This window comes from Bradyrhizobium sp. USDA 4506 (genome assembly GCF_054058795.1).
In genome coordinates this window covers 91,533-116,199 of the sequence record NZ_JBSSBM010000001.1, presented here as the reverse complement: position 1 = coordinate 116,199, position 24,667 = coordinate 91,533, and the positions used below count along the sequence as shown (strand labels likewise).

The window sequence follows — 24,667 nt, the reverse complement described above, 5'->3', positions numbered from 1 at the left end:
GCAACATCCCCGCCTACTCGGCAGCCAGCCAATGTGATGCCATCATTGCCGCGATCGGATCGCGCGAGCTTGTTATAGGCGGCATAGCCATCCACCTGCAGGATGCCGCGATAACCATTGAGGTGCCGGACCGCGCATTCGCCGGCGCGGCTGTCTTCGAAGCGATAAGCCACCATCGGCGGACCGTTGCGGCCAAAGGTTCGGTCATCTCGGGCATAGGCCCATAAGTAGGCCATCTTGGTCGATCCGGAGCCCGGAGCGAGCGTCGGCAAAGTGGTTTCGTCGGCAAAGACCCGTTCGGCCTTCTTGACCTCGCTGAAGATGTAGTCCGCCATGATCTCGAGCTCGAAGCCGAGCTTGCCCATCCATTGCGCCATCAACTGGCGGTCGAGTTCGACATGATCGCGGGCGTAGATGGCCTCCTGCCGGTAGAGCGGCAGGCCGTCGGCATATTTGGCGACAGCGATCTGGGCCAGAAGCGCTTCCGTTGGAATGCCTCCTTCGATGATATGGGCCGGGGCCGGCGCCTGGATCACGCCGTCCGCGTTCTTGAACGCATACTTGGGACGGCGCGTGACGATCACACGGAACTTGATCGGCACCACATCCAGACGCTCCGACACGTCCTCGCCGATCAGCACTTTCTGCTTGCCGGCATGCTCAGCCAGCTCTTCCGGCTCAATGACGGTTTCGATCCGTTCCAGATGGGGCGCAAAGCCCTTGCGCCGACGCGGTGCACGCTTGCTATCCGGTTGCGCACGGCCCTTGCTGACCTGGGCCTTGATCGCAGCGATGCCGGTCTCGATCTCCTCGAAGACAAAGGCTTGCTGTTCGACGTCGCCATTCGCCTAGCCGAGCTTTTCCGATCGTCGGCCGAACCGGGCGCGGTCGAAGGCCTTCAGGGTCTGCGTCAGCCGCTCGATGCGCGCATCGGCATCGGCGTTGCGGGCCTTGAGATCGGCGACTTCGCTCGCCAGAGCATCGGCGCGGGCCGCTTTCTCGGCCATGGCAAGCACCATGGCCTTCAGCGTCTCTACGTCATTCGGGAGGCTGAGATCGGGCGGCGTCATTGACCCGACCAGAGCACATTTTGCCCCGGTGTTCTCCTGCCCCTTCAGCTCACTGATTCACTTCGCCGCAGTGCTTTTACCCAACAATCTCCGGCGGCTTGACCGCCGCGGCCCGGACCCGCTTCCAGTCCATCCCATCCACCAGTGCCATCAACTGCGCAGCATTCAGCTGCACCCGATGATGCCCGATCCGCGGCCAGCAGAACCTCGCCTTCGCCTCGTCGGTGAAGCGCCGCCGCCCGCCCGTATCGACGATCTCAAGCCCGCCGACCGGTGTCTCTGTATAGACGTCCATACAGACGATTTCTGACTTGTTCGCCAAAATACACAAGCCTGCCGCCCCCGGTTGCCGTCGGACGGATACGGTAATCGTAAGCTCGCTCGGATGCTTACGTCTAACCGCCGCTGGATGAAAGTTCGGTGAGTTACAAAATGATGTTATTTGCTGTAAGTTATTCTTGTAGATTTGCTCAGAGGGGATTCTCGAAAACTGAGAGCAAGGCTGCGGAAATTTACTCGTGCGTCTGTTTCTGTCAGATCTGTCATGGCAACGCGCATTGCGGCGTCACGGTTATTTGAGAGATACTCAACCAACGCCAAATTCTGGCGGATTGTTCTGTTATTCAGGTTGGATCGCAACAGCTCTGCTATCCGCGGCAATGCGGCGTGTGCGTTGCCGCTCAATGCCTGAGAGAGCGCAAGATTATTGTGTGCCTTTTGGTTGGCGGGGTCGAGGGCGAGGACATTCTGATACCCCTCCTGGGCAAGGTCGTGCTGCCCCATTAGATCATACGCCACCGCGAGACCGTTCAGGACGTCGAGATTATTGGGCTCGAGCGCGAGCACCTCCTGAAGATATGCGCGAGCGGTGCCTGGATTCGATCGGGCCAGCTCGATGCGGGCGAGGCCCAGCTTGCCCCCGACTTCCGCTTTCAGTTGGATGGCCCTCGTGTAAAAGCTCTCCGCCTTCATGTACGCGCCCTGCCGATAATAAGCGTCGGCGAGGGAGAGGGCAGCTGTCATGGATGAGGGATCGCTATCGGCTACTGCGTCCAGCACGCCATAGCCCTTGTCATATTCCGCGTTACTCACGAGTTGCTCGCCCGCGGCGACCACAGACGTGATGCTGGTGCTACTGCTCTCGGGGCTGGCACAGTTCGCAAGACCGGCTATGCTGGCGACAGACGCTATTTTGAGTGCGGCTCCCAGCAAGAAACCAGTGGTCGCGCGGCGTTTGCCAACTGCCTCGGCATTGATCGTATTTGTTTTGGCTGTTCGGGATATTGTCACTGTACTCTGTGCTTCCCCGTTTCGGAGCGATCGCTTGCAGCAACGCGTAGTATTTTCTCCATGCCGATGGCCGAACGCGGCGGCAAATACTGCCCAACCCCCGCCATGGCGTGAAATTCTTGGGCGACCCCTGGCAAGTTGAATGTCGGGATGCGGAAGGCGCGTAACTTCGCCTCAAGCCGGGACACGCTGCCGCCTCTTGCCTTCATCACAACATAGGGACGTTGTCTTGCCTGTTCACGATAGATGATAGCGACAAGATGATCATCTCCAAAGACAACGTGGGTCACATCTCTCGGCCCGGGTTGGTTGGTATTATTCATTGCAATTGATTTTCTAGCCGATTTTATCTGCGGATCGCCTTCTTGGTTCTTGTACTCGTTTTTAATATCCTCTTTTGACATTTTGCTCTTCGAAATAAACATCTTCGTCTGCGCCTTGAAATCGAAAGCCGCCAAGATAATAAAGACAACCAGGATGATGACTATCGTGTTGACGATCTTCGTTTCCATGATCGGTGCTGTGCAATGAATCCCACAATAGCTAGAGACTATAATATCCCGCAGGCTCGATGTTATCGTGTAGTAGACTACATATGAAATAGAGAAAAATATAATCAGAATCCTGACGAAATTATAAATCGTATTCATGGAGAACAGGCCTTTTAAGGTATTCACGGGATTCAGTCGATCGAACTTAGGGCTGAGGGGCTTGAGGGAAAAATTAAACCTGTTGAGCAGCAATCCCGAAGTTAGTGTTACTATTAAGATGAATCCGAGATAGGCTGCCACGAGTGCGGCGAGCTCATAGTTGATTTTCATAAGCGCCGGCAGGTTTTGCTCCAGCCCTTGTAAAACCGTATCGATGGCCGTTTCGGTCAAACGGATCGACAAACTGCCGAAGGGCCGCGACAGCGCTATAAGCATCAAGAGAGATGCCGTCACGACTATGGCCTCTATGACGTTTTTGCGCTGTGGAAGCTGCCCCTCCTTGCGCTGGTCCTCAAGTTTCTTCTGTGTCGGTTCCTCAGTCTTTTCTCCGCTCATGGCGCCAACACCTTCGACATGAGTGTGATGCTAGTCGCGAGCGCCTCCATGATCTTGGGATAGGCAATTTCGAGATAAACTCCGAGCATAGTCAGTACGATGAAGGATTTTACCGGGGGGGCGAAGGTCAGCGCGTTTAGGCTCTGCGCTGTGCGGGTCAGGAAAGCGATGGCGATATCGGCCAGAAGCAGGAACCCCGAAATCGGCAAGGTGAGGGCAACCGCCGTGAAGAACAGCATGCCGGAAAACCGGAGGAAGAGTGGCAAGGCATTGGCTGAGAGCTGGGGCAGCATGTCTGTCGGCGGCCAAATGCTGATACTGTCGAACAGCATTGACATAACGATGATAAACCCGGCAGAAGAGAAGAAATATCCTGAAAAAATCTGCGACAATAGAATGGCTGTCGATGTTGTCTGCGCGCTGAAAATAACGTCGAGATCCTGCCCTTGTGTGCTGCCGATCTGAGTGTCGAAAAGGGTTCCGGCGAGTTCGAGGCCGCGAACAGGCAGCCACGTGAGCACACCGAGAAAGAAGCCGAGCATCAGCTCCTTGGACACGAGCGCCGCGTATTGTACGGAAAGGCCGCTTGTCGCTTGCAAGGCCTCAACCAAGGCAGGCGTGCACATTATGGAGGGAACCGCGATGATGCCCAGTCGCACGGCGCGCGGCATCGCACGCCGCGAAAAGAAGGGTGAAATGGCGAAGAAGCCGGAAAAGCGGCCCATTAAGATCAGGAAGGCCATGAGGACGGTTTGAAGTTTTTCGATATCTTGCAAGCCGGTGGGCATCGCCGTCCCCCTAGAGTCCGCTGACGCGGCTGAGTGCTTGCTTGAGGAACATCAGCAACTGGGTGGCCATCCAGGGGCCCCACAACACGAAGACGGCGACGACTGCGGCCAGCTTCGCCGCAAAGCCAAGTGTCTGCTCCTGCAACTGGATAAGAGTTTGCACCAGTGCGACGATAAGGCCGACAACAGTTGCGGCTGCGATGGTCGGCATGGACAGATAGAACACAATAACGACCGTGCTCTTAGCCATGACGATGATTTCTTCGGTATACATTACCTATCCTACGTGTAGCTGAGGATGAGGTTGTGCAGCAGCACGGCCCACCCGTCGGCGGCGACGAACAGAAGAATTTTGAGCGGCAGCGAAATCAGCATAGGCGGCACCATCATCGCACCCATGGCGAGGAGGATGTTAGACACCACCAGGTCTACCACCACGAACGGCAGGAACAGGACGAAGGCGATCTCGAACGCCCGCGTCAGCTCAGACGTCACATGGGATGACAGGAGAATGAAGATATTGTCGCGCGTGATCTGCCCATGCAGAGGGGCCGGCCAGAGTTTCTTGGCGGCCTCCATAAAGAAGGTCAGTTCTCGCTCATTCGAGAAGCGCAAAAGGTATTTTGAGAACGTGCTGGAGATGATGTCGTAGATTTTGGCGATATTATCCCAACTGCCACTCGTGATGTTCTGGGCGGCGATCTGACGAAGAATGTCATCGCCGAGCGGCATCAGGATGAAGGCTGTCAACGTGAGAGCAATGGCGTTGATCAGCATGCCAGATGGGGCCTGCTGAACGCCGATCGCATTCCGCACAAGCGTAAGCACGATTGTAATCTTTGTGAACGCCGTTCCCATGACAACAAGGAAAGGCAGAAGGCTCAGCGCCATGGTGGCGATGATGGCAGGCAGGAAAGACGGGACGGCCTCAGTCACCGCCGGAGACCTTTTGCATTGGCCAGCGTGTGATTTGGACGCCTATATGATTGCCAAGTTGCAGTAGATGTCCCGAGCCAATGGCCGCACCGTTGGCTAGGATCGTCACGGGAGCTTTCAGGTCGATCTCCAGATCAAGCGTTACGCCGGGCGCAAGGCTGCGAAGGTCCGCGAGGCTTAGACGCCGGCGTTTCAGCAGCACATCGATCCGCACGGGGAGATCGGATACGGCGTCTGAAAGGAAAGTAGCATCGGCTTCGAAAAGAGTTTCGGATTTGGTTTCTGTGATGTCGGTCATGTCGAAAGTATCCGGTTCGAGACGATCTTCCTGCACGATATGCATCAACCCGTTGGGGCTCAGGTTTGCCGAAAACCGCACGATGCCCGGGATGCGCCCGACCAAAGGTAGCGCCTCGACAGAGGCCGCTTCGATCAGGAGAACATCCTCACGGCCCAGTTGCCTGTAATCCTCGACGATGAGGGTTCGCACATGCAGATAAAGCATGCAGCAAAACCCCGGATCGATGGTCGCCGGCGGCGGTGCAGGGGGCAGGGAGGCAAAAAACGCTGCTCCAGCAGGCGAAACCGAAAGAATGGCGAGATCAAACGGGAAATGCGCAGTGTCGATACGGACCATTCCTCCCAGCGTGGCCGTGACATCGCAGAGTCGTTCGTCAACATGACGGAAGGCAGCATCGAGGCTCGCGATGAGGTGATCCATCCCGGCCTTCTCGGCCAGTTGTGTCACAACCAACACGGCACGCCACGTCATATCGAGGACGCCGGGAGCCTCGTCACGCCATTCGGGAAGGGCGTGATCGCACAAGACATCGCAGAGGTCCGGTTCGACGGAGAGCACGAAGGAGCCGAGCCGCGAGGAAACCATGACGTCGATCCGCGGTGTTTTCCCGGCCAGCGATGGCGGAGCGCCAAAGGTGATCCCGATTGCATCCTGGTCGGTGCCGTCCTCACCCGTCATGGGCAAACTCAGCGAGTGACGCGGGCCGGCGACGGCGTTGATGGCCTGGGCGATCTCCGGCGAGAGAACGGGAAGATGCGCCACATTCGGCGTCATGGTCCACGCCCTTCCGATGCGATCAGTTCACAGAATTCGTCGAGCTCGGCATCCTCCGCCGCAATCTCTTCGGCGCACACGATCTGGCGGAGCAGATCGTGCATCTCGCGGCTCTTGTTGAGGCGAGATTCGGTCGCCTTCTTTTCCGTAGAGGCCATCTCCAGCGCATCGCCGGATTCTGTCAGCGCGTGCCGCGCCGCGGCCACCACATTGGCGAGGTTCTGCGCGTCGTCCTGTGTTTTCCGCAGTCGTTCCTCGATAGCCCGGAGATCGTTGGTCGTCACCGGTTTGTTGAGGAGCTCAGTCAGAAGATCTATTTCGAGCGTCCGCGTCTTTTTAAGAAAAGTATCGGCAGCGTCCTGGGCCTCCATAAAGCGCCGCCCCGCTTCGGCGAAAAGCCGTCTGGATCGTGCGAGATTGCGCCGTGCGTGGTCGAGCCGGCGGCTGCGTATCCGGACGATCTGGCCGAAATCAACCATGACCCACCGCCCGCTTGAGCGCCGCGATCGTGTCCTCGAAGCTCGAAAACTCGCAGGGTGCCTGCCGCAGGAAGGCATCCAGTACCGGTTTGCGGCGGATCGCCTCATCTGCCTCCGGATCAGAACCGGTGGTATATTCGCCGATGCGGATCAGCAGTTCGATTTCGTTGTATTTGGCAAGCAGCGTCCGAAGGACGCGAATGGCTTCGCGATGATCAGATGTGACGATGTTGGTCAGGATGCGGCTTGCGCTGGCGCCAACATCGATGGCCGGATAGTGGCCGGAACTGCCGAGCTTGCGAGAGAGGATGATATGCCCGTCTAGCAGCGAACGCACCTCGTCCGCCACAGGTTCATTCATGTCGTCCCCCTCGACCAGAACGGTGTAGAACGCGGTGATCGAGCCGTGTTCGGTTTTCCCCGCGCGTTCGACAAGAATCGGTAATTGTTCGAAAACAGAGGGCGGAAAGCCGCGCCGGGTCGGTGGTTCACCCGCGGAAAGACCAATCTGGCGCTGGGCACGGGCGAAGCGGGTCAGGCTGTCCATGATCAGCAAGACCTTTTCGCCGCGGTCGCGATGATATTCGGCGATGGCCGTGGCGGTATAGGCGGCTTTGACCTGTTCGATGGCCGGCCGGTCGGAGGTTGCCGCGACTATGACAGATCGCGCCATGCCGTCCGGTCCCAGCTGCCTGTCGATGAATTCGCGCACCTCGCGGCCACGCTCGCCGATGAGCGCCATCACGCAGCGATCGTATTGCGCGTTGCGGACCAGGATCGAGATCAAAGTCGATTTGCCGCCGCCCGCCGCTGCAAAAATTCCCATGCGCTGACCCTCGCCGCAGGTCAGTGCGCCATCCAGCGCGCGCACGCCGAGCGCAAAATGTCGATCGATCAGAGGGCGGGACATCGGATTGGGCGGCATTCGGTTGCCGGGAGTGCGCTCGGTAGGGCCGAGGGGAGCGCGGCCATCGATCGGCTGTCCCAGGGCATCCAGCACCCGGCCGACCAGGCTGTCCCCGACGGGCACCTCATACTCCGACATCACCGATTGTATGGTGGAATTGTGCGAGATGCCGATAGTGCGCCCATAGGGCGTCAGGAGCGCGGAGCCCGCCTCAAAGCCGACCACCTCGGCCAGCACGGACTCTTGGTTCATACGCGAAATCGCGCAGACCTCCCCGATGCCGAAGTTTCCAGCGGCGCTGATCAGCGGGCCGACCGTTTTGAGCACGCGCCCCCGCCGGCGAAAGGGCGAAGCCATCCTCGGCTCGCGCGCGAGCGCGTCTTCGCTAAAGGACCGATGCACTTCATGCTGCATGAGGCACTTCCGATCCTGCCAACAGGGTGAGAGCGCCGAGCATCTCCTCGATCATTACGGGGATGCTGGCATCGATCACATCCGATCCGGCGTAGATGAGGCATTCCTCCGGCGGCATGCGCGGATTAGCCTCCGTACGGATAAAGATTGCTGCGTTCCGGTTCTCGCGATGCAGGGCGAGCGTCTGCTCCAGCGCGGGCATCGCGCCGGGGTGGACCATGATCAACACATCGATACCTTGACGCAGATTGCCGAGGACGCTGGCCAGCGTCGCGGCCAGGAGTTCTTCTCGCGGCATCGAGCCGAGGATGTGCTCCAGGCATTCGCGCAGCAGCGCCTCGACGCGATCGGAGACCTGCTTGCCGACCTGGTCGACTTTCCGGATGGCTAAAGCGAAAGCGTCGAGACCGGCGGCGTAGCCGGCGCGGCGCGCGGCGGCACGCTCCGCCTCTATCGTCGCGCGCATGCGCCGCATTTCCTCTTCTGCCCGCTCCCGTGCGATGCGCTCGATGCGCTCAGCCGCAAGAAAGCGCGTCATCAGAGCTGCCTTTACGATGCCATTTGGCGGAAGGGCGATGCCCGGATCGATATTGATCTTGTGCATGAGCCGGCCTTTACCGCTCTAACAGGGAATGGGCGCTCAGGGCGTATTCCAGAAATGTCGTGCTGTCCGGATCATCGGGGGCGAAGGTCGCGATCGGCGGCAGGTCCTCGGCCGCAAAGCGCAACCGGAAGCGCTGGGCGTAGGCGCAGGGCAGGATGCCGAAAAGATACTGACGAACTTTTTGCGCATAGAGATCGAGCGCCTCCAGTGTAACGCTAGTGAAGACCCCGAAACCTTGGAAGACTGGCAATCCGTCCTGCCGGCGGACAATGTCGATCAGATCCTTCCGGCCGCACCAATCGATGATCTGCTCCAGAATGGCGCCATCGGTAGTGCCGAAGACGGCCTGATGATTGATCAGCAGCGCCATCTTGCGCGACAAATCCTCCAGCAGGGCATCGGGACCCGTCACGATTAGGTTGAACAGCGCTGCGGATGCCGGCGGCGTATCCTGCGGTAGCGGTTCGAGTTGTGGATATAGCCTGTCATGCAGCACCGCCCTGAGAAAGTCGTTCGACAGGATCTGCGCGGCAATCCTCCGGCTGCGGATATTCAGCAGGTTCTGCACTTGACTCACAGCGATATGCGAGGAGGGGGCCGCGTCAAAATCGCATGAGATGATCACGGCGTGCCTCCGCGGGCCTTGAACAGGAACGCTCCGGCCGCCCCGAGCAGGGTCGCCAGGAGGCCAGTGCCGGCCAACATCAGGACAGCCCGCGAATAGCTTGCCTTCTGCAGTATGATGCCCGCAAGGTTGACCATTGCGGCCGGTTGCGGCTTTGGCAGATCGACGGGCGAAACGATCACGGCGACACGGTCGTAATCGATGTTCTCGACGCTGAAGGCGACAAGCTGCTTGACCTGGGGGATCAACTCCGCCGTGATCGCATCCTTGGCAACCAGAACGAGAACTGAGGCGCTGGGCGGCGGCGCTCTCTCGAAGGGCGCAGTCTTGCGCGGATTGGCAACATGAACCTCCGCCGATACGACTCCGGGGATGCTCGAGATTGTGTTGGAGAGCTCCTGCGTCAGGGCGTAATTCAGCCGCGCCCATTCCTGCACCGGGCTGGAAACCAATCCTTCGGGTGCAAAGACCTCTCCAAGGCTGGTAAACCGGCGCCGCGGTAGACCCAGCCGCTTCAGTGTCTGGACAGCCTCGGCGAACTGGGCCTCCTCAATGAGGAGGGTGATGGTGTTGTCCTTTTCCGTTTTCTTGGAGGCCGAGAGGTTATGCGCCAGTAATTGGCTCAACATCTCGTTGGCTTCCTTTTCCTTGAGTCCCCGGCTCAACTCAACCTTGCAGCCGCCAAGCATCACCGCGACAGCTGTTACTGCTATCGCCGGGAAACGCCCGCGGCGCCGGCTCGATTGGCTTAGTTTTCTCACAGACACGCTCCGTGATACTTAGCATTACTGCGATGATAGAAGTTGCTGCGCGCTGTTGATCGTTTTGCTGATGGCTTTCACGGCTAGTTCTAGTTGAATTTTGTCGATACCGTGCTGCGTCTTTTGCCGTATGTAGGCGCTGTTTTCGCTATACATATTGACTATCTTCTTTTTTATGGCCAGCGCCGCTTCCCGCTCCTCCGGTGTCCGCAGATATTTGTCCCATTGCTTGAACTGTTCCTGGATCGGCGTCGGGATGTTCAGGAGAGGACTGGATTGATCAAGTACCGCCTGGAACGTCTTGGCGATGTCGTCCTCTTGCTGGCGGACGGCATTGGCCAGACGCTGGCCGATATCGGCAAAGCTTTGCAGCGACTGGAGGTTGCGCGCCTGTCCGACGGAGACGGTCGTAGTGCTGATCATTTTGGAGGGCTCCTTCACTTCGGTTGTTCGAATTCAATGCACATCGTCTTGGCCATCGATCAGACGACCAAGCACGGCATTGCATTCCGTTGTTACGATGCGGATCATCTCCCGGGCGGAATCGGAACCCACCAGGCCTTCATCCATGTAGATCTGGCCGAGATCGGCGGCGCGCTCGATCTGGCCATCCTGCTGGAGAAGGAACAGGTGAAAGGCGACGGCCTCATCGCGATTGATGGCGGCTTCAAAAACCTTGCCCGTTTCGAGGAGGTGGATGGCCTCCCGCGTCTTTCCAATTGAGTATTTGTACATGGCTTCCAGCAGAAACGAGCCAGCATTCTGAGGACGCGCGTCCTGAATAAGGCTGATGATTAACGTTACATGCTCCCCAATGCCTTTGTTCACCGCTGTTGATGCGATGTTGCCGAGGAGAAAGATATCTTCCTTGGTGTATTCTATGCAATTTTTAGTCATGGAATTTCATTTTTTCGTTTTTGTAATTGATTTCTACGACAACGTATTCGTTGTGCACGCTGACAAGCGTGATGCCCGGCCGCAGGGTGTCACCGGGCCGGACAATCGAACTATCGGAGAGCACAACGTAGGGATATTCGCCCGTCCAGATTGCGGCAAGTGCGGCGCGCGCCTGTGTCAGGTCGTTTTCGGTGCTTTTGTCGAACGCGACTCGAAGAAGCCCCGGCACATCCCTGAGCAGGCTGTTCTGGATGGTCTCCGCCGATTTCCGGACATCGCGCAGAGGTGAAAGTTCTATCACGCCGTCTTTCACCGAAAGAACGCGCATGCCTGCGGCTAGATTGGCGAGGGCCATCTCCGCGGCCCTCCGCAGTTGTGCGTCGACGTACACTTCGGGTTCGAACGGAAAATCGAGACGTTCCAGCTTGCTGTTGAGAAGCTGCAGGGCGTCTTCGTCCCCAACCCGCAGAATTGCGGTCCAGCGTCCATCCCGTTGGGTAAGGCTGGAAGGCGTAAGCCCCAACGCTCCGAGCTTCCGGGTGATGGCCGGGGCATCCAGCACAGGCAGGGGCATATTCGCCCACGCTTCCGTCCTGACCTGAGACGGCACCGGTACGGCCCACCCCTCAAACTGCAAGAGGCAGACAATGATGATAGCGGCGACCAATGCGCCGGCGACAGGCGTCAAGCGGCGCGCAGTGGGCTTGATCTGATTCGTTCCGGCCGGACAGCCCGAAGCCGAATAATCCGGCCTGATCCCCTCGAGCTCGATCCGGACGTTCTCGATCTGGAGAATGTCACCGGCATGCCAGGCCCGACGATCACCGCCCCGCAGCGTCGATACAGTGCCAGTGAGACCAGTGTGAAGCTCAGCTGTCGCACCATCGTTAATTTCGACGTCGACCGTATCTTCGGTCGCATGCAGGACCATGTGGACCGGTTGAAAGACTTCGTCGAGCAGAACAACTGTGCAGCCAAGGTCCGCGCCGATGCGGCAAATGCCCGGCACCAGCTTGAAAAAGCGATCCTTGATGCGCGGGCTAGTCACCTTGGCGACGATCAAGAGACGGCCTCCCCGGATGAAGTGGCGGCAGCGGCTACGGTCGTCTCGCCATCGACCTCGCCGAGGGCGAGCAGGTGTTTCACGGTCTCAATCGCACAATCGAAGACGGCGACCGCGCGCATATGGTCGGATGGGTCGCCGCCATAGGCCGCAACGCGCGACATGTCGCGCACCAGCATCTGCCGTCGCGTCCTCAGGTAGGTTGCAACGGCATCAGCGCCGCCGCAGGCACCGCGGAACAGGATGTCGTCGAACCGTTGGCCACATTGCGAAAGAGGTTTGGAATCGATTCCGGCAGGCGCCATGACTGCACTCCTTTCCCAGCAAATCAGGCCGTCGGGGACTTATGAGGAATTCAGAGTTGGTGATGATGCCGTCGCGCCAGCCAGTGCTTATAAGGTCTCACCATGCCCGACGCTGATCGGGAGCAGGGCGGGAGACAATCAGCGTTTTCTATTCGCCCATAAGCCAACTCTCGCAGATGATGCCATTCATCAACGATCTGCAGCGAAAGTGAGCCAGCCCCACACTTGCATGCCGAAGTGCTCGAAGCTCAATAGCATTCGAGCCCTCTCTGCACGGCCACCCACTCGCAACTGTAATTCAACAAGATGCCAAACAAATACAGCGGGAGCAGGCGGAAATGCTACCTAGAACGAATTCGCTGCCATCGGTTGAGGCGATATCAACAAACAGACAACGGGCTGATGAAATCGAACATCAGATTTCGCATCACCGACGATCGAGCGATCCTGGCGTGCGTCAACCCGAATCGCCGCTGCAACCAGGATCAATAATTGCGGCGGCCGACGTATTTGCCGAAGGTTGTCACGCGGCAAGGGCTGCATCTCGCGAATCTGCAGTGCAAAGCGCAGATAGAAACGCTCGTTCTCAGTTTACTCCGGTCGCTATTGACGTGGGAGCAGACCTCGATTCACCTGTCAAACTTCGATGGTGGAATATTGTGCAACGATCGCAGCGGTTGACAAAAACGGAAGACGTAAAAATGTCGCTGTTGCATACCGCCCTCAACGATTTGCACCAAAGATCAAACCCGCGTCTGGCCGAGAGCATTGCAATACTCAAAAGCGCTCTTCCGCATGGAAGTCCGCATGCGAAAGAGGCGACAAACGCATTCGACGCACTACAGGCGCAGCTGACAAAGCTTGAAACATGTTACGAAGAATTCTTGAAGCTCCGCGCTTATCAACAAACACATCGAACCCCGGATACGAGGTCATTGCTGTTTGGAAAGTCGCTAGGGCCCGCCCTCGTGCGCGGGACCATGCAATCCGTGATCATAGTTGCAGGTGGTGTCGGTTTGCAATATGCGACGGTGGCGGCGGTTTCGGCGTTATTGCGGCGAGATCCCGGGCTCTTGCCCGCTTCAGTGCTAGAGCGCGCGGCTACCACAGCTCATGGCGATGTTGACTTAGCATCGGTCTCTCAGCAACAGCTACAGCAGATCGAACATGCCGTTTCGACTCTCCCACCGCGCGACATCCTAAGCCTTGGAACGCTTTCGACCAATCAGCTTGACGATGTGGCCGAGAAAGTCGCTGCGGACCTTCAAAAGAGTTCGGTAGAGACCGTCACGAGCACAGTAGTGCATCAGACGCCCAACGTACTGTCCGAGGCGAACATCAACGAAATCATTGACGGGTATGTTAAGCCGCCCAGTACGTACATCGATGAAAGCGAGGCATCGGTTGGCGTAATATTTGGCCTTGAAGCGGGAGTTGGCTTTGCGCGTGGTATTTCGAATGCGACGGCCGATTCGTTCACTGAAAGCAAGATCCGCGCCCAACAATTGAACGATGCCGTCAACGCCGACTTGAGTACTGTTCCCGGTCGAGGCAAGCGCGTCGTCACCACGACACGCCATTCCGCGAAGTCGCAAGGCATAGGCAGTGCAGTTTCGGTAGGCATATCCGGCGTGACACTTGCCGCGACGTATGGGGCTAACGGCGCAAAGGCAGTCATGGAGGAAATCGGCAAGGCATTGTTTTTTGGCGCAACGACGTGTGGCGTCAACGTCGGTGTGGACGCGCTGCGCACCGCTTTGCCGATCGATGGATGGGGAGACGGTCGAAAACAGGCTCTGAAGGCGGCATTGCGTGTTGTGGGAAGAATTGCCACACAATATGTCAAGGCGGGCATAACGATCGGGACGGCATCACCAGGATCAGTCGGCGGCGCGGCTCTATGGAACGTGTCGACACTTATGGTAAGTGCGGGTCAGGGCACACTGAAGGAAGCCATTGGCGCAGTTGCTCAGGCCGCAACATCGAAATTGTTACCTGCAGACGAAGTCTTTGCAAAGGAGACGGCCGAGACCCTGAAATGCGCCGCAACGTTGATGAATGCGCTGCGCAATCCTGCACTCGAACAGGAATTGTCCGATTCCGACGTGCCAACGCATTCGACCGGATCATCGCAGCCGGGGCAACAAGCCCTGCGCGAGGCGATCAATCATTTGAACGGATATTTGCCGCAAGTCAAAAGTGCAGCCAGTCTGAAGGCTGATGAACCGGGTATTGAACTCAAATGGCGTGCATTTGACGCGGCAGTCCAAGACATGATCGATGGTCCATCATTGGAAGAAGTCGTGATAACGCAGCCCATCTCGAATCCGAGATCAATACAATCCCAAGGACATGACACATCATCAGAATTCGAGCTAAGGGAGGTTATCGTCGCTCAATAAAGCCCATTCACATGTCGCTGATGCCAAACCTAGCAGGCCGTTGAAGAACTCAGCCGCATTCGCAAACGAAGGCTGAATCGTCGCCATTGTGGATGTAGAAGTGGCCAACGAGCCTGCCCGCAGTGCCGATCATGGCCCATCCGCGACCACAGGACGGATCATTCTCGTCGTGCCCCTCCCATGAGAACTCGGCGCAGGCCGATCCGTCGCGGGTGCCGTAGCGAGCATCCAGGAAGCCCTTGAGAGCCCCAAACGCTATTTCGCCATCGGACTTGCCACGGAAGGTGAGATGCGCCTCTCCGACAAGATCGAGGAAGTCGCTGTCCCAGTTGTCCATTTCGACGATGCGCCAGCGGCCGGCAAAGGCCTTGGCAAAGCCGGGCACCTTGGCCATCAACCGGTCTCCGCGATCAACTTGGGCAGCCGCACCAGATTGTAGGCGGCTGCAGCGAAGGTAAAGGCCCATCCGACCCGATCACGGCCACGGAATCTGGTCTTCTCTTGCCCGGCGACCGTCTTGATCCAGCCGAATGCCTCCTCAATCCGCTTGCGGATGCGCTGGCTGACAGCATAACCGCCGTGCCGGGTCGTACGCCCGTCGATCGCAGAGCTACGGCCGCCGGTATTCTGCGCAACATGCGGCGTCACGTTCATCGAGCGCAGCTCGTTGACGAAGTCTTCTGCATCGTAGGCTTTGTCGGCACCAAGCGTGATCGCTGTCGGTCGATCGGCACGAGGCTCGATCATGTGCAGCGCGGCCACCCGTTCGGCATGCCCACCGGCCTGCGTCAGGCAGGCGTCGACCAGCAAGCCGTGGCGGTTCTCCATCAGCCCATGCCCGATGAAGCACAGCTTCGTCTCCTTGCCTTTCCCCTTGCGGTAGAGCCTGGCCTCCGGATCGGTGGTCGAAGCATGGGTGTCGTTGGAGCGCTTCTGGCCATGGAAGTTCGCTTCAGCATTGCGCCCGCCGCCTTGGGCCGGCGGCTCGCCGGAGCTATCCTTCGGTTTGACGCTCTTCATCGAGGCCCAGGCCTCGATCAGCGTGCCGTCGACCGAGAAGTGATCGCTCGACAGAAGCTTCTTCACCCTGGGCTGCGCCAGCACCGCCGCAAGGAACTTCGCCGCGATGTCGCCTTCCAGAAGCCGGTCGCGGTTCTTCGAGAATACCGAATGGTCCCAGGCTGCATCGTCGACGCCGATTCCGACGAACCAGCGGAACAGCAAATCATATTCCAACCGCTCCATCAGAAGTCGCTCCGAGCGGATCGAATAAAACGCCTGCAACAGCATCGCCCGCAGCAGCTTCTCCGGCGGGATCGACGGCCGTCCAATCGGCGAATAAAGGGCGGCGAACTCGTGCTCCAGCGCCGCCAGCGCCTCGTTCACGATCGTCCGGATCCCTCGCAGCGGATGATCACGCCGCACCCTTGCTTCCAGGTCGACGTAGCTGAACAGCTCGCCCGTTCGATTGTCGCCGCCGCGCACGCACCATCTCCGAATCTCGTCGGAGCCAATGAATCATGATCCTCGGTCGGCGGCGACCGCCTTTTTTCAACAGCCTGCTAGTCTTACTGCGTCACAAACGACGATCTGTGTAGTGGTCGAACTTGATCGCACAACAAGGACATCTCGACAGCGTTCGGACGAGCCCATGCTCGAGCCGCCGTCGCATCGTCGCGATCGAGTTTGGAATGTGACGTTGGGTCCGCAGCGGCAGATCCGCGGGGTCTATAATCTGCGGGAAGGCGAGCGAGCGGGATCGGCTGGGCGCGCCGCGCGCCTGAGGGGGGAATCGTCTCCCGCTCGGAGATCAGGAATCCGTAGGCCACAATGCACATCGTTGCGTGATGATGAAAGCCGCGCCAGCCGCGTCCCTGGAAGTGGCCGAGCCCGACCTCCTGCTTGAGGTCCTGATAGTCGCGTTCGATGCGCCAGCGCAATTTAGCCGTCTCAACGAGCGTCCGGAATGCCACATCCTCCGGCATTGTCGAGAGCCAGTATTTGGTAGGCTCGTCCTCGCCTTTCGGCCATTCGATCAGCAACCATTCCTCCAATCGCCGGGTGGTTTGCCAATAATCACGATGCGCGGCACGAACCCGCACGCGGGCAAAGCGCGAGGTCAGCTCTTCGTTCGTTCCTTGCCGCCACGTGATGGTGCGCCAAGCTTGGGCCGGCAGGCCGATCGCGAGCGCCTTCACGGCGGCTGGCTGATGCTGACGGTTGCGGCGCATCAGTTTCGGTGGACGGCCGCGGCCCGACCATGGCTTCGGCGGCAAGGGACCGGTGCCGGGCGCCCATACCGTTGTGCTCGACAGAAGACCCGCCACATAGGTCAATCCCAGCGCCGTGATCTCCGTGCGCAGGTCGCTGTTGTTGCCATAGCCCGCGTCCATCAGCACGACACCACGTGGAAGGTTGCTCGCACAGGCCCACCGCAACTGCTCCAGCGCGATCTCCGGCTTGGTCCGGAAGCCGACTTCGGCGGGAATGCCCACTTTACGCCGCCGATCGCAATCCTCAGTCCATTCCTTCGGAAGATAAAGGCAGTAGGCGACAGGCAGGCTGGCGTGGTGGTTGGCAATCGACAGCGACACCGCCACCTGGCAATTATCCTGCTTGCCGAGCTGCCCGCAATATTGCCGCGCAACTCCAACCGAATGTCGCCCCTGCTTGGGAAATCCGGTATCGTCGATGATCCAGCCTTCGATGGGGCCCTGGCGTTCAATCGCCGGCAGGACCATCTCGCGTACCTTGCTCAGCACCTTCTCATCCGACCAGGCGCCGCTGCCGACGAAATGCAGCAGCGATTGATGCTGGGCCGCCGTCCGCTCCGGAGCCGTCACCGCCGCCATCGGCTCCACGCTCTTGCGACCGCCGCAGGCCATCAGGCCGACGCAATAGTCGCGCAGCGGCGCCTTCCGATCAGCATGACCGATGACACTGGCAAGCCCTTCCAAATACGCCGCAAATCGCTTCTCGCTCGTCCTGGTGCCACGCCCGCTCATGTCGGCCTCATCGGCTAATGGTCCATGCTGCAACCATCGCTGATTCTGGCCGGCTAGAGCCTGCGGTTTTGTGACTCAGTCAGACTAGAAGTCCGCTAAGGTGATCAACGGTCTGCACGGTGCGGGGCAAAGCCGCGCAACGTTTTGCCCCTCGCGCCGCAGCCGTGAAGCGTGAAGCGGCGCCATGTTCGACTGGACCCAGAGGTGAATAGACCGGAGGAATTTCACCTGCCGGCCACTCGCAGAAGGGTGCGTGAACGTCGCGATTCACACCGCTCCCATCAGGTACACGTATTCGTTTCGAGCACCTTCCAAAGCACGCACAGCCCCCGCCCGCGCCAATTGTCTCAAGAAGACGCTGGTCGCGCGTCCTATGGTAAGCGACGTTTACGTTCCATTCGCAAAGATTTGGAGGGACGGATTGCAACGCGTTGGCGCAACGGACTGCAAATCCGTTGATTAACGCGTTGCAAATCGTCGAAGTCGCGACTGTGGCGGCAGCTGCGGAGAATTAGGAGGTGCGGGCGAACGACCAGAGCAAGAGTTCGTCGATCCGCGACTGCGCGTGATCGGTTGCGATCGCTTCGAGGGCCGCTTTCATCCAGGCGTAGGGCCCCACGCCGTTGATCTTGCAGGTGGCGATGAGCGAAGCTATGCGGGCCCATGAACGGCCACCTTCGTCGTGACCTGCAAATAAACTGTTTTTGCGAGTCAGAGTCAGCGGCCTGATTTGATTTTCGACGGGGTTAGTGTCCATCTCAACGCGGCCATCGTCGAGAAACAAAGTGAGGCCATCCCAATGGTTCAGCAGATAGGCGATCGCCTTGCCCATCTCGCTGCCCGGCGACAGGCGGGCGGCTTGCTCGCGCAGGAACTTCTTCAGTTCGACGACGAGCGGCCGTGATCGTTCGTCGCGCGCCTTTTGTCGGATCGCGGCGTCGGAGCCACGGATCTCCTTCTCGATCGCATAGAGCGCGGCGATGCGCGCGAGGACGGCTAAAGAGCGGGCGAGCTATCCCCACGGATCACAGGCGGAGAGCCACATCAGACGGCAATGACGCTGTTGCGGGCGATCATCGAGAACGAGATGATCTGTCGCTCCTCATCGAGCAGGTTTATCAGCGTCATTCTGTCCTCGTCAGGAAGCTCGGACACCGAAATCGCATTCTTCACTTGGCTCAGGGCCTCTAGCAGGTCCGAATTGTTTCGAAAACGACATGCAACGCGCGCGACCTCAGCATGAGAGAAAGTAAACACATCTCCGACAAAGGTCATATGGACCGGGAATTTGCCGAGATCATTGTCGATCATCGTTGCTTCTAAGACTGGGTGTGAAGGGGCACTGAAGGAGCAGGACGCGACGGGCTGACAGTTGCGTTCAGCCGATTCTAAGCCAGCACATCCTCAGGGCACGTACATCCGATCAAAGGCCTGCTGCAAGTCCGAGTGCTTCATCTTGAGGCGGGCGCAGTGGCCAAATGGCATGACCAGCCCAAGCGGCACGTAAATCCGAGAGTGCGAGAATTGCAGACTCCGCAACTGGTGGTCGCACATCTGCAGAGAATTGGAAACAATCGTCGGAATGATGGCTGTCCCTTTGAATTGAATCAAAAATTGTTGGAGGATGCTGCGGCTATTCACTTCGATGAAGTGATCCTTACTGGCGTCAGTCGCGATTTTCAAAGTCTGATAGATGCGGTCCTTTGTGGTGGGATTGATGCCTGAGTAGATGAACGTATACTTGGGAACATCCGTCCACGAGATTACGTTGTTGTCAGCGCTGCCCAAAACGCTCGGATTCGAGGTCACTAACACCATTTCATAACTGCCAAGCGGCAAATACTCGCGATTCCTAGGGCAGACCTCACCATCGATGAGCGCCACGCACCTGTCGTGCTTCTCGATCGTCGCCAGGATCTGGTGCCAATCGGTCACACGAATGGAGACGCCACCCTCCGTGTAGCCGGATATCAGACGCCACAGCCAATCGGGGGAGACGGCCGAGGCATAGGGCGCTTGGATCAGGACGCCGTGCTCGCAGCGCGTTTTCTTCGCTTTGCTGATAGAGCGGAGCGCCTGATCGTAAAAGGTCTTGGCTTGCACCAGCGCATCATAGGTTTCCTTGCCGCGCGGGGTCAGCTTGGCGCAACGCACCTTGCCATGGCGAACAAAAAGCTCTTCCCCGCTTATCGCCTCGATCTCGTCGACGATGCTTACCACGGCCGGTTGTGAGATGTTCGACTGGCGGGCCGCCTCAGTGAAGCTGTCCGTCTCGGCGGCTGCGATGAAGATGCATATCTTCTTGAGGCTCAGAGTTTGCATGGTGTCAATAACCTATTGACGATTGGTTTTGTTTTCGGTCTCCGATCTATGTTCGCACGCCCTTGCAGCAAGGAAACGCCGGTTCTTCGCCAAATCCTCCGCCTCTTTCGAGACGTTCCTGCGACGCTTTTTTGGCCTCCAACGTTCTCTGTGCCCACATTTGCAGGTCATTCGTAGCGCAATTGCCTAGGTACGAGTCCGCGTTGCTTGGAGAATTGTTCGCATGAAAGGCAGAGCGCATATTGAGCCGTAAGTTCAACGGCCCACCACTGCTGCTGACGATCCTGATCGTGTCCATAGCGCAGAACGTTCCGAACAGCTCGTTGCGATGGATGCGAGACATTTCGATATAACCTTTGGCGCGACGTTCCATTCTCTCGGTGAAACGCGCGATCCCGCTCTTCTCATACCAATCTGCAAGACGATGGTTGGCAGTGCAAGCGATCTTCAGCATCCCTGTCGCCTCCTTCAATCTCTGAAGAGTTTCGAACCTGTCTGGCGACAGGGGAGCGGAGAGCGATGGGGTATGTTGTCAGGGTCGACTAACGAGGCTCACGCCAAGACCCGCGACGTAACAGCTAACATCCATCACTCAACCTCGCTACTATGCTTCAATGCAGACGCGCTGTGATGATCGGTTAGCAAAGTTTTGTTATCGGTCGCCTTTTTTCAGAGAACGTATGCCTGCCCGGCCCACTCAGTGAGCTATGCGGGAAAGTGGGTGATGACGGGTTGAGAGAGGCGGCGTATCGAGGCGGGTGTCGAGCCTGCCAGAACCTCTCAAGGAGAGCGATACGCCATGAACGAGACTCCATCCTGCCCTTGTCAGCCGTCTGCGGTTGATGATCCACTGACAGACATTCTGCGGAACGGAGCCCGTGAGCTGCTCGCCCGGGCCGTCGAGATTGAGCTGCAGGCATTTCTAGCGACGACGGCGGAGCTGAAGCTGCCGGATGGCCGTGCTAGGGTGGTGCGGCACGGCTTTGGCCCTGCGCGTAAGATTGCAACGGGGATCGGCGCGATCGAGGTCGCCCGGCCCAAGGTCAGAGACCGCGGTGCGGCCGGAGCTGATCGGATCCGCTTCACCTCGGCGATCCTGCCGCTGTGGGCGCGGCGGACGAAGAGCCTGGATGCCCTGCTGCCGATCCTCTATTTGCGCGGCATCTCGACCGGCGAGTTCCAGGAAGCGCTCTCGGCGCTGCTCGGCAAAGGATGCGCCGAACCTGTCGCCATCGGTGATCTCAGGCCTGAAGGCGCAATGGCAGGGCGAGTACGAGCGCTGGCAGAACCGCGATCTGTCGGCGCGGCGCTATGTCTACGTCTGGGCCGACGGCGTCTTCCTGCAGGCCCGGATGGAGGACCACAGCGAATGCATGCTGGTTTTGATCGGCGCGACGCCCGAGGGCAAGAAGGAGCTGATCGGCTTCCAGGTCGGCGTGCGTGAGAGCGCCTAGAGCTGGCGCGAGCTTCTGATCGACATTCGTCGGCGCGGACTGCAGGTCGCGCCAGAACTGGCGCACACTCGGCTTCTGGAAGGCGCTGGATGAAGTCTTCCCCGGCACGCGGCGGCAGCGCTGCTGGCAGCACAAGACCGTCAACGTGCTCAACAAGGTTCCGAGCTCCGTGCAGGGCGGCATGAAGAAGGCATTGCAGGGCATCTGCATGGCGCCGAGCCGAGCTGCCGCGGAGCTTGCACTGAGCTATGCTTGAATTTGGGTGACGGAGCCGATCAGGCGGCGTGGCTTTGCTGGGTCGGAATGACCTCGATGCCGTCGGCGAATCTGACACCGGCGATGATCTTCGGCAACTGATTTGTTCCTTTCTATCGGCGCCAGGTGTTGGACGCAGCATCGATGAGCTTGAACACCATCAGCTTCGCGGTCTGCGGCGACAGCGATCCTTTGGTCCGAACCGTCCGGTGCCGCACAGTGGCGAACACGCTTTCGATCGGATTGGTGGTTCGCAAGTGGATCCAATGCTCCGCAGGGAAGTCATAGAACGCCAGCAGATCGTCGCGATCCTTGGCCAGGCAATCAACTGCGCGCGCATATTTTGCACCGTATTTCTCGGCGAAGGCTTCGAGTGCAAGCTCCGCGGCAGCTCGGCTCGGCGCCATGCAGATGTCCTGCAAAGCCTTCTTCATGCCGCCCTGCACGGAGCTCGGAACCTTGTTGAGCACGTTGACGGTCTTGTGCTGCCAGCAGCGCTGCCGCCGCGTGAGACGCTCGGTGTGTTGCGGAATGGCCGGCGTCGCTATGGCCCGGCCAGCAAACAACAGCTGGTCGAAGTCTGTCTGCGGCCTGGCGGGTCGCTCGCGGGGCTGGCTTTGCAACACGGCGTGAACGCGAACCTGCTGCGCAAGTGGCTGGCCAAGCGACAACTTCAGAGCGGCAATGGCCCGGCGGAGGCGCGGGCGCCGATTGCGCCGGCGTTTATTCCGGTTAGCGCGCCGTCGACGTCGCCAACTCGATCTGCTGGCGCGATCGCGGTTTGCGCGACGGAGCGATCCTGTGCCGGGCGGCTGCCCGAAACGACGCTCGGGCGCGACCGTGGTTGAAGGCGTTATTCGCCAGACGGCCCTTCAAGGTTGTCGCGGTCGCGCAAGCCAACAAGACTGCGCGGATCATTTGGGCGTTTCTGAACAAGGGCGGGACGTACCGGCGTCCCGACCCGCTGTCGACTACCGCGGCCGCCGTCTGATGGACGCAGTGACCGCCAAAGCGATCTGACCGGCGCAGGCCGGCAGAGGGCAAGGTGCAACAACAGCCGATGAACCCATGGGACGAAATCCCGAAACGAGTGAAGCTACTGCCCCCAATGCGCTCAAGCGCGTAAACTTGATTTAGCTCCTCGTTCCGCGGATCTCATCGAGGCCAGCGGCCATGTGCCGCGCGCAACGGCCGGACATATGACCGCACCGTTCCAATGTGTGAAATCGACTGAAAAAGCTCTTGCCACGCGGACCGTTCCACATATGGGGGCAAGGTCATTAGTCGCCGAGTTAGGAATTTATGATGCCACTATTGGTCCAATCTTATTTACGTTCTTGCTGGCTTGGAGACGGTCTCCATCGGCATTCACAAGGCAAACAAGGGAGAATAGAGTGATTATCTCTATGATAACTAATATGCTGTCCCAGCAGGCGCAGGCTGCACGCGACCAGCAGAATACGCAGCAACTGCAGAAGACCCAGGAACAGCAATCCGCCGAAAACAAGGAATTCCTGCGCCGTATGGAGGAGCGGCAGAGGAAGAGCGACCAAGAGTTTAAGGACATGATGAAGCAATTTTCCCAGGACAACAACTCGGCTGGCGTAAGTGCGAGCAGGAACGCTGCGCCCGATGGGCTTTCGCTCGGACGTGGCCCATTGCAATCGCCTAATGGCAACGAAGCGAAAGGAGAGCTGGCGACGGCGCGCATCTCTAGCTCCGAGCGTGATTCCAGGGGGTACGCTCCGAATCTCTCCTTCCAGTAAGCAGCGACGAGAATTGTACGTCTGAGACGCGACAGTTTCTCGCAAACTCCATCCAATCACAGAATCGAAAGGAACTTACCAATGACGGCAGCAGCTCTTATGGCCGCGCAGCAGGCCCAGTTTAAACAGCAGATGGTGGAACAAAGTGCGATGTCGATGCAGAATTCGCGTCAGGAGCATCAGCAGCAGCTCGCGGCCAAGCAGAACGAGTCCCAGCGCGCCCTCGCGAATGATCAGACCAAGCGCGCGAATGAAGCGCAGGCCGACGCAGCGGCGGTATTGAAGGATACGACGCAGAAGCTGGATTCTTCCTCCGGCGCCTGAGGTCGCGATAGGCCTCGCACCGGCCCATCCGGTGCGAGGCTTTTCCAATTAAAAAGGGAATTCTACCATGACTCTGCCAATACTTCAGCCGGGGATCACCGGAGCAGCCTTTGATGCCGGTGTTCCTGCCGTCGTGGAGCAATTGAACCAGCAGATGGTGGCCCAAAGGGCGGCGCAGTTGACGCAATTCGGGCGGATAGATGATGAAATCCGAAGAAAACTGACACAGCAGCGTGCAGAAGGGGCTTTTTATCAGGCTGATCGGGCCATCGCCAATGCGAAGAGTCAGCGGCTGATGGGGGCGCTCTCTTCCAAATTCAGTCTCATCTCGAAGATACAGCAAAACATAGGCTGATATCTTGGCCGGATTCGCTTTCGTTTAGAGCGTGTTTGTTTCCCTTGCCGTCAAACGGAACAGAAATCATGTCCGTAAGACCCGCAACACCTTCTGATCTGCCGGTGTTGAAAACGCTATGTGCGGCCTTCCGCGCCGAACACAGGGCCGGGGCAGCTCTTCCCTATGAGCCCGATATGTTTATGGAATCGCTCGCCGCCGCGATGAAGAGCGACGATGTCTTGTTGCTCATCTTGGACGATGATCAGGGTTTTTTTCTGGCTGCACTCGGCGTGACGCCCTATTCCACGGTGCAGGTCGCGCATGAACTGATCTGGTACACGCGTCCGGAGGCCCGCGGGAGGGGCTTCAGCCTGTTCCGGGCTTACATGCGCTGGGCGCGGGCAAAACAGGTCGAATATGTCTTCCTGACTCTGCCGGAGCCGAGCGAGACAATGGAGCGGCTTGGATTCTCCCGGGCGGATATTGGTTATTACATGCGTTTGCCGCCCGCGGCCTGAGAGCGTGACGCAGATGGGCATCGC

Annotated in this window: 29 protein-coding genes and 4 pseudogenes; 8 read left to right on the top strand and 25 right to left on the bottom strand. The window is 58.7% G+C overall.

The genetic code is table 11. The features are described from left to right. Positions 1-20: 20 nt before the first annotated feature. The 17 genes and pseudogenes from tnpC to ACVIHF_RS00480 form a co-directional block, all read right to left on the bottom strand. Positions 21-1,070 (bottom strand): annotated as a pseudogene (gene tnpC / locus ACVIHF_RS00560) (IS66 family transposase); the annotation flags it as partial. A 76-nt stretch (positions 1,071-1,146) separates the two neighbouring features. Further along, positions 1,147-1,365, bottom strand: coding sequence for a hypothetical protein (locus ACVIHF_RS00555; RefSeq protein WP_456791436.1), 219 nt, complete (start codon positions 1,363-1,365; stop codon positions 1,147-1,149). Between the two features lie 143 nt (positions 1,366-1,508). Further along, the gene (locus ACVIHF_RS00550) at positions 1,509-2,360 is read right to left on the bottom strand and encodes a tetratricopeptide repeat protein (protein WP_253610443.1); all 852 of its coding nucleotides are present in this window, start codon (positions 2,358-2,360) and stop codon (positions 1,509-1,511) included. Beyond that, positions 2,357-3,406, bottom strand: coding sequence for an EscU/YscU/HrcU family type III secretion system export apparatus switch protein (locus ACVIHF_RS00545; protein WP_253610442.1), 1,050 nt, complete (start codon positions 3,404-3,406; stop codon positions 2,357-2,359). The genes ACVIHF_RS00550 and ACVIHF_RS00545 overlap by 4 nt, the downstream gene beginning before the upstream one ends. Continuing rightward, complete coding sequence (locus ACVIHF_RS00540; protein WP_253610441.1) at positions 3,403-4,194, bottom strand: EscT/YscT/HrcT family type III secretion system export apparatus protein; 792 nt, start codon at positions 4,192-4,194, stop codon at positions 3,403-3,405. Before ACVIHF_RS00540 ends, ACVIHF_RS00545 begins: the two co-directional genes overlap by 4 nt. A 10-nt stretch (positions 4,195-4,204) precedes the next feature. Then, positions 4,205-4,468, bottom strand: coding sequence for an EscS/YscS/HrcS family type III secretion system export apparatus protein (locus ACVIHF_RS00535; protein WP_305884507.1), 264 nt, complete (start codon positions 4,466-4,468; stop codon positions 4,205-4,207). A gap of 8 nt (positions 4,469-4,476) precedes the next feature. After that, complete coding sequence (gene sctR / locus ACVIHF_RS00530; RefSeq protein WP_253610440.1) at positions 4,477-5,130, bottom strand: type III secretion system export apparatus subunit SctR; 654 nt, start codon at positions 5,128-5,130, stop codon at positions 4,477-4,479. Continuing rightward, a complete protein-coding gene (locus tag ACVIHF_RS00525; protein WP_253610439.1) occupies positions 5,123-6,205 on the bottom strand; it encodes a FliM/FliN family flagellar motor switch protein in 1,083 nt (360 codons plus the stop codon). The genes sctR and ACVIHF_RS00525 overlap by 8 nt, the downstream gene beginning before the upstream one ends. Beyond that, a complete protein-coding gene (gene sctO, locus ACVIHF_RS00520) occupies positions 6,202-6,684 on the bottom strand; it encodes a type III secretion system stalk subunit SctO (protein WP_456791435.1) in 483 nt (160 codons plus the stop codon). The genes ACVIHF_RS00525 and sctO overlap by 4 nt, the downstream gene beginning before the upstream one ends. After that, entirely contained in the window at positions 6,677-8,005 is a 1,329-nt protein-coding gene (locus ACVIHF_RS00515) for a FliI/YscN family ATPase (protein ID WP_305884508.1), read from the bottom strand. The genes sctO and ACVIHF_RS00515 overlap by 8 nt, the downstream gene beginning before the upstream one ends. Next, positions 7,995-8,609: a hypothetical protein gene (locus ACVIHF_RS00510; protein WP_253610437.1), complete on the bottom strand. Its 615-nt coding sequence runs from the start codon at positions 8,607-8,609 to the stop codon at positions 7,995-7,997. The genes ACVIHF_RS00515 and ACVIHF_RS00510 overlap by 11 nt, the downstream gene beginning before the upstream one ends. Positions 8,610-8,619: 10 nt before the next feature. After that, the gene (locus ACVIHF_RS00505; RefSeq protein ID WP_253610436.1) at positions 8,620-9,234 is read right to left on the bottom strand and encodes a hypothetical protein; all 615 of its coding nucleotides are present in this window, start codon (positions 9,232-9,234) and stop codon (positions 8,620-8,622) included. Further along, positions 9,231-9,995, bottom strand: coding sequence for a type III secretion system inner membrane ring lipoprotein SctJ (gene sctJ, locus ACVIHF_RS00500; protein WP_253610435.1), 765 nt, complete (start codon positions 9,993-9,995; stop codon positions 9,231-9,233). The genes ACVIHF_RS00505 and sctJ overlap by 4 nt, the downstream gene beginning before the upstream one ends. 24 nt (positions 9,996-10,019) lie before the next feature. Continuing rightward, complete coding sequence (locus ACVIHF_RS00495; RefSeq protein WP_253610434.1) at positions 10,020-10,418, bottom strand: hypothetical protein; 399 nt, start codon at positions 10,416-10,418, stop codon at positions 10,020-10,022. Positions 10,419-10,451: 33 nt separating this feature from the next. Beyond that, complete coding sequence (locus tag ACVIHF_RS00490) at positions 10,452-10,892, bottom strand: hypothetical protein (protein ID WP_253610433.1); 441 nt, start codon at positions 10,890-10,892, stop codon at positions 10,452-10,454. Further along, the gene (locus tag ACVIHF_RS00485; RefSeq protein WP_253610432.1) at positions 10,885-11,955 is read right to left on the bottom strand and encodes an FHA domain-containing protein; all 1,071 of its coding nucleotides are present in this window, start codon (positions 11,953-11,955) and stop codon (positions 10,885-10,887) included. The genes ACVIHF_RS00490 and ACVIHF_RS00485 overlap by 8 nt, the downstream gene beginning before the upstream one ends. Beyond that, complete coding sequence (locus ACVIHF_RS00480) at positions 11,952-12,260, bottom strand: hypothetical protein (protein ID WP_253610431.1); 309 nt, start codon at positions 12,258-12,260, stop codon at positions 11,952-11,954. Before ACVIHF_RS00480 ends, ACVIHF_RS00485 begins: the two co-directional genes overlap by 4 nt. 452 nt (positions 12,261-12,712) lie before the next feature. Here ACVIHF_RS00480 and ACVIHF_RS00475 point away from each other — a divergent pair, with 452 nt between their 5' ends. Then, positions 12,713-14,662 carry a hypothetical protein gene (locus ACVIHF_RS00475; protein ID WP_253610430.1) on the top strand — a complete coding sequence of 650 codons (1,950 nt, stop codon included), beginning with the start codon at positions 12,713-12,715 and terminating at the stop codon, positions 14,660-14,662. A gap of 49 nt (positions 14,663-14,711) precedes the next feature. Here the strand turns inward: ACVIHF_RS00475 and ACVIHF_RS00470 are convergent, their stop codons facing one another. The 7 genes from ACVIHF_RS00470 to ACVIHF_RS00440 form a co-directional block, all read right to left on the bottom strand. Further along, positions 14,712-15,056: a hypothetical protein gene (locus ACVIHF_RS00470; RefSeq protein ID WP_456791434.1), complete on the bottom strand. Its 345-nt coding sequence runs from the start codon at positions 15,054-15,056 to the stop codon at positions 14,712-14,714. After that, positions 15,056-16,147, bottom strand: a complete 1,092-nt coding sequence (locus ACVIHF_RS00465; RefSeq protein ID WP_069276043.1) for an IS5 family transposase — start codon at positions 16,145-16,147, stop codon at positions 15,056-15,058. The genes ACVIHF_RS00470 and ACVIHF_RS00465 overlap by 1 nt, the downstream gene beginning before the upstream one ends. An 83-nt stretch (positions 16,148-16,230) precedes the next feature. After that, a complete protein-coding gene (locus ACVIHF_RS00460) occupies positions 16,231-17,667 on the bottom strand; it encodes an IS701 family transposase (protein ID WP_253610175.1) in 1,437 nt (478 codons plus the stop codon). Positions 17,668-18,178: 511 nt separating this feature from the next. Beyond that, positions 18,179-18,649 carry an IS66 family transposase gene (locus ACVIHF_RS00455; RefSeq protein ID WP_456791502.1) on the bottom strand — a complete coding sequence of 157 codons (471 nt, stop codon included), beginning with the start codon at positions 18,647-18,649 and terminating at the stop codon, positions 18,179-18,181. Between the two features lie 62 nt (positions 18,650-18,711). Then, positions 18,712-18,978, bottom strand: coding sequence for a hypothetical protein (locus ACVIHF_RS00450; protein WP_253610429.1), 267 nt, complete (start codon positions 18,976-18,978; stop codon positions 18,712-18,714). Between the two features lie 93 nt (positions 18,979-19,071). Beyond that, positions 19,072-19,989 carry a LysR family transcriptional regulator gene (locus tag ACVIHF_RS00445; RefSeq protein ID WP_253610428.1) on the bottom strand — a complete coding sequence of 306 codons (918 nt, stop codon included), beginning with the start codon at positions 19,987-19,989 and terminating at the stop codon, positions 19,072-19,074. A gap of 46 nt (positions 19,990-20,035) precedes the next feature. Then, the gene (locus ACVIHF_RS00440) at positions 20,036-20,443 is read right to left on the bottom strand and encodes a hypothetical protein (RefSeq protein ID WP_253610427.1); all 408 of its coding nucleotides are present in this window, start codon (positions 20,441-20,443) and stop codon (positions 20,036-20,038) included. Between the two features lie 345 nt (positions 20,444-20,788). Here ACVIHF_RS00440 and ACVIHF_RS00435 point away from each other — a divergent pair. Continuing rightward, positions 20,789-21,690: pseudogene (locus ACVIHF_RS00435) on the top strand (IS256 family transposase); the annotation flags it as partial. A 28-nt stretch (positions 21,691-21,718) separates the two neighbouring features. Here the strand turns inward: ACVIHF_RS00435 and ACVIHF_RS00430 are convergent. Then, positions 21,719-22,207: pseudogene (locus tag ACVIHF_RS00430) on the bottom strand (transposase); the annotation flags it as partial. Between ACVIHF_RS00430 and ACVIHF_RS00425 the strand changes: the two are divergent. From ACVIHF_RS00425 to ACVIHF_RS00400, 6 genes and pseudogenes are all read left to right on the top strand, one after another. Beyond that, entirely contained in the window at positions 22,181-22,546 is a 366-nt protein-coding gene (locus ACVIHF_RS00425; protein ID WP_309145186.1) for a transposase, read from the top strand. The pseudogene ACVIHF_RS00430 and the gene ACVIHF_RS00425 overlap by 27 nt on opposite strands. After that, a pseudogene (locus ACVIHF_RS00420) lies at positions 22,513-22,689 on the top strand (IS110 family transposase); the annotation flags it as partial. The gene ACVIHF_RS00425 and the pseudogene ACVIHF_RS00420, both read left to right, overlap by 34 nt. A gap of 427 nt (positions 22,690-23,116) precedes the next feature. Beyond that, a complete protein-coding gene (locus ACVIHF_RS00415) occupies positions 23,117-23,464 on the top strand; it encodes a hypothetical protein (RefSeq protein ID WP_456791433.1) in 348 nt (115 codons plus the stop codon). A gap of 81 nt (positions 23,465-23,545) precedes the next feature. Beyond that, the gene (locus ACVIHF_RS00410; protein ID WP_253610425.1) at positions 23,546-23,788 is read left to right on the top strand and encodes a hypothetical protein; all 243 of its coding nucleotides are present in this window, start codon (positions 23,546-23,548) and stop codon (positions 23,786-23,788) included. A gap of 67 nt (positions 23,789-23,855) precedes the next feature. Next, positions 23,856-24,143 carry a hypothetical protein gene (locus ACVIHF_RS00405; RefSeq protein ID WP_253610424.1) on the top strand — a complete coding sequence of 96 codons (288 nt, stop codon included), beginning with the start codon at positions 23,856-23,858 and terminating at the stop codon, positions 24,141-24,143. 68 nt (positions 24,144-24,211) lie between these two features. Further along, complete coding sequence (locus ACVIHF_RS00400; RefSeq protein WP_253610423.1) at positions 24,212-24,643, top strand: GNAT family N-acetyltransferase; 432 nt, start codon at positions 24,212-24,214, stop codon at positions 24,641-24,643. Positions 24,644-24,667: the final 24 nt, after the last annotated feature.

Bases quoted from the DNA above. Each gene is read 5' to 3' on its own strand.
- ACVIHF_RS00555 (WP_456791436.1), bottom strand. From the start codon at position 1,365: ATGGACGTCTATACAGAGACACCGGTCGGCGGGCTTGAGATCGTCGAT.
- ACVIHF_RS00545 (WP_253610442.1), bottom strand. From the start codon at position 3,406: ATGAGCGGAGAAAAGACTGAGGAACCGACACAGAAGAAACTTGAGGAC.
- ACVIHF_RS00540 (WP_253610441.1), bottom strand. From the start codon at position 4,194: ATGCCCACCGGCTTGCAAGATATCGAAAAACTTCAAACCGTCCTCATG.
- ACVIHF_RS00535 (WP_305884507.1), bottom strand. From the start codon at position 4,468: ATGTATACCGAAGAAATCATCGTCATGGCTAAGAGCACGGTCGTTATT.
- ACVIHF_RS00525 (WP_253610439.1), bottom strand. From the start codon at position 6,205: ATGACGCCGAATGTGGCGCATCTTCCCGTTCTCTCGCCGGAGATCGCC.
- sctO (WP_456791435.1), bottom strand. From the start codon at position 6,684: ATGGTTGATTTCGGCCAGATCGTCCGGATACGCAGCCGCCGGCTCGAC.
- ACVIHF_RS00515 (WP_305884508.1), bottom strand. From the start codon at position 8,005: ATGCAGCATGAAGTGCATCGGTCCTTTAGCGAAGACGCGCTCGCGCGC.
- ACVIHF_RS00510 (WP_253610437.1), bottom strand. From the start codon at position 8,609: ATGCACAAGATCAATATCGATCCGGGCATCGCCCTTCCGCCAAATGGC.
- ACVIHF_RS00495 (WP_253610434.1), bottom strand. From the start codon at position 10,418: ATGATCAGCACTACGACCGTCTCCGTCGGACAGGCGCGCAACCTCCAG.
- ACVIHF_RS00490 (WP_253610433.1), bottom strand. From the start codon at position 10,892: ATGACTAAAAATTGCATAGAATACACCAAGGAAGATATCTTTCTCCTC.
- ACVIHF_RS00480 (WP_253610431.1), bottom strand. From the start codon at position 12,260: ATGGCGCCTGCCGGAATCGATTCCAAACCTCTTTCGCAATGTGGCCAA.
- ACVIHF_RS00470 (WP_456791434.1), bottom strand. From the start codon at position 15,056: ATGGCCAAGGTGCCCGGCTTTGCCAAGGCCTTTGCCGGCCGCTGGCGC.
- ACVIHF_RS00460 (WP_253610175.1), bottom strand. From the start codon at position 17,667: ATGAGCGGGCGTGGCACCAGGACGAGCGAGAAGCGATTTGCGGCGTAT.
- ACVIHF_RS00450 (WP_253610429.1), bottom strand. From the start codon at position 18,978: ATGATCGACAATGATCTCGGCAAATTCCCGGTCCATATGACCTTTGTC.
- ACVIHF_RS00445 (WP_253610428.1), bottom strand. From the start codon at position 19,989: ATGCAAACTCTGAGCCTCAAGAAGATATGCATCTTCATCGCAGCCGCC.
- ACVIHF_RS00440 (WP_253610427.1), bottom strand. From the start codon at position 20,443: ATGCTGAAGATCGCTTGCACTGCCAACCATCGTCTTGCAGATTGGTAT.
- ACVIHF_RS00415 (WP_456791433.1), top strand. From the start codon at position 23,117: ATGCTGTCCCAGCAGGCGCAGGCTGCACGCGACCAGCAGAATACGCAG.
- ACVIHF_RS00410 (WP_253610425.1), top strand. From the start codon at position 23,546: ATGACGGCAGCAGCTCTTATGGCCGCGCAGCAGGCCCAGTTTAAACAG.
- ACVIHF_RS00405 (WP_253610424.1), top strand. From the start codon at position 23,856: ATGACTCTGCCAATACTTCAGCCGGGGATCACCGGAGCAGCCTTTGAT.
- ACVIHF_RS00400 (WP_253610423.1), top strand. From the start codon at position 24,212: ATGTCCGTAAGACCCGCAACACCTTCTGATCTGCCGGTGTTGAAAACG.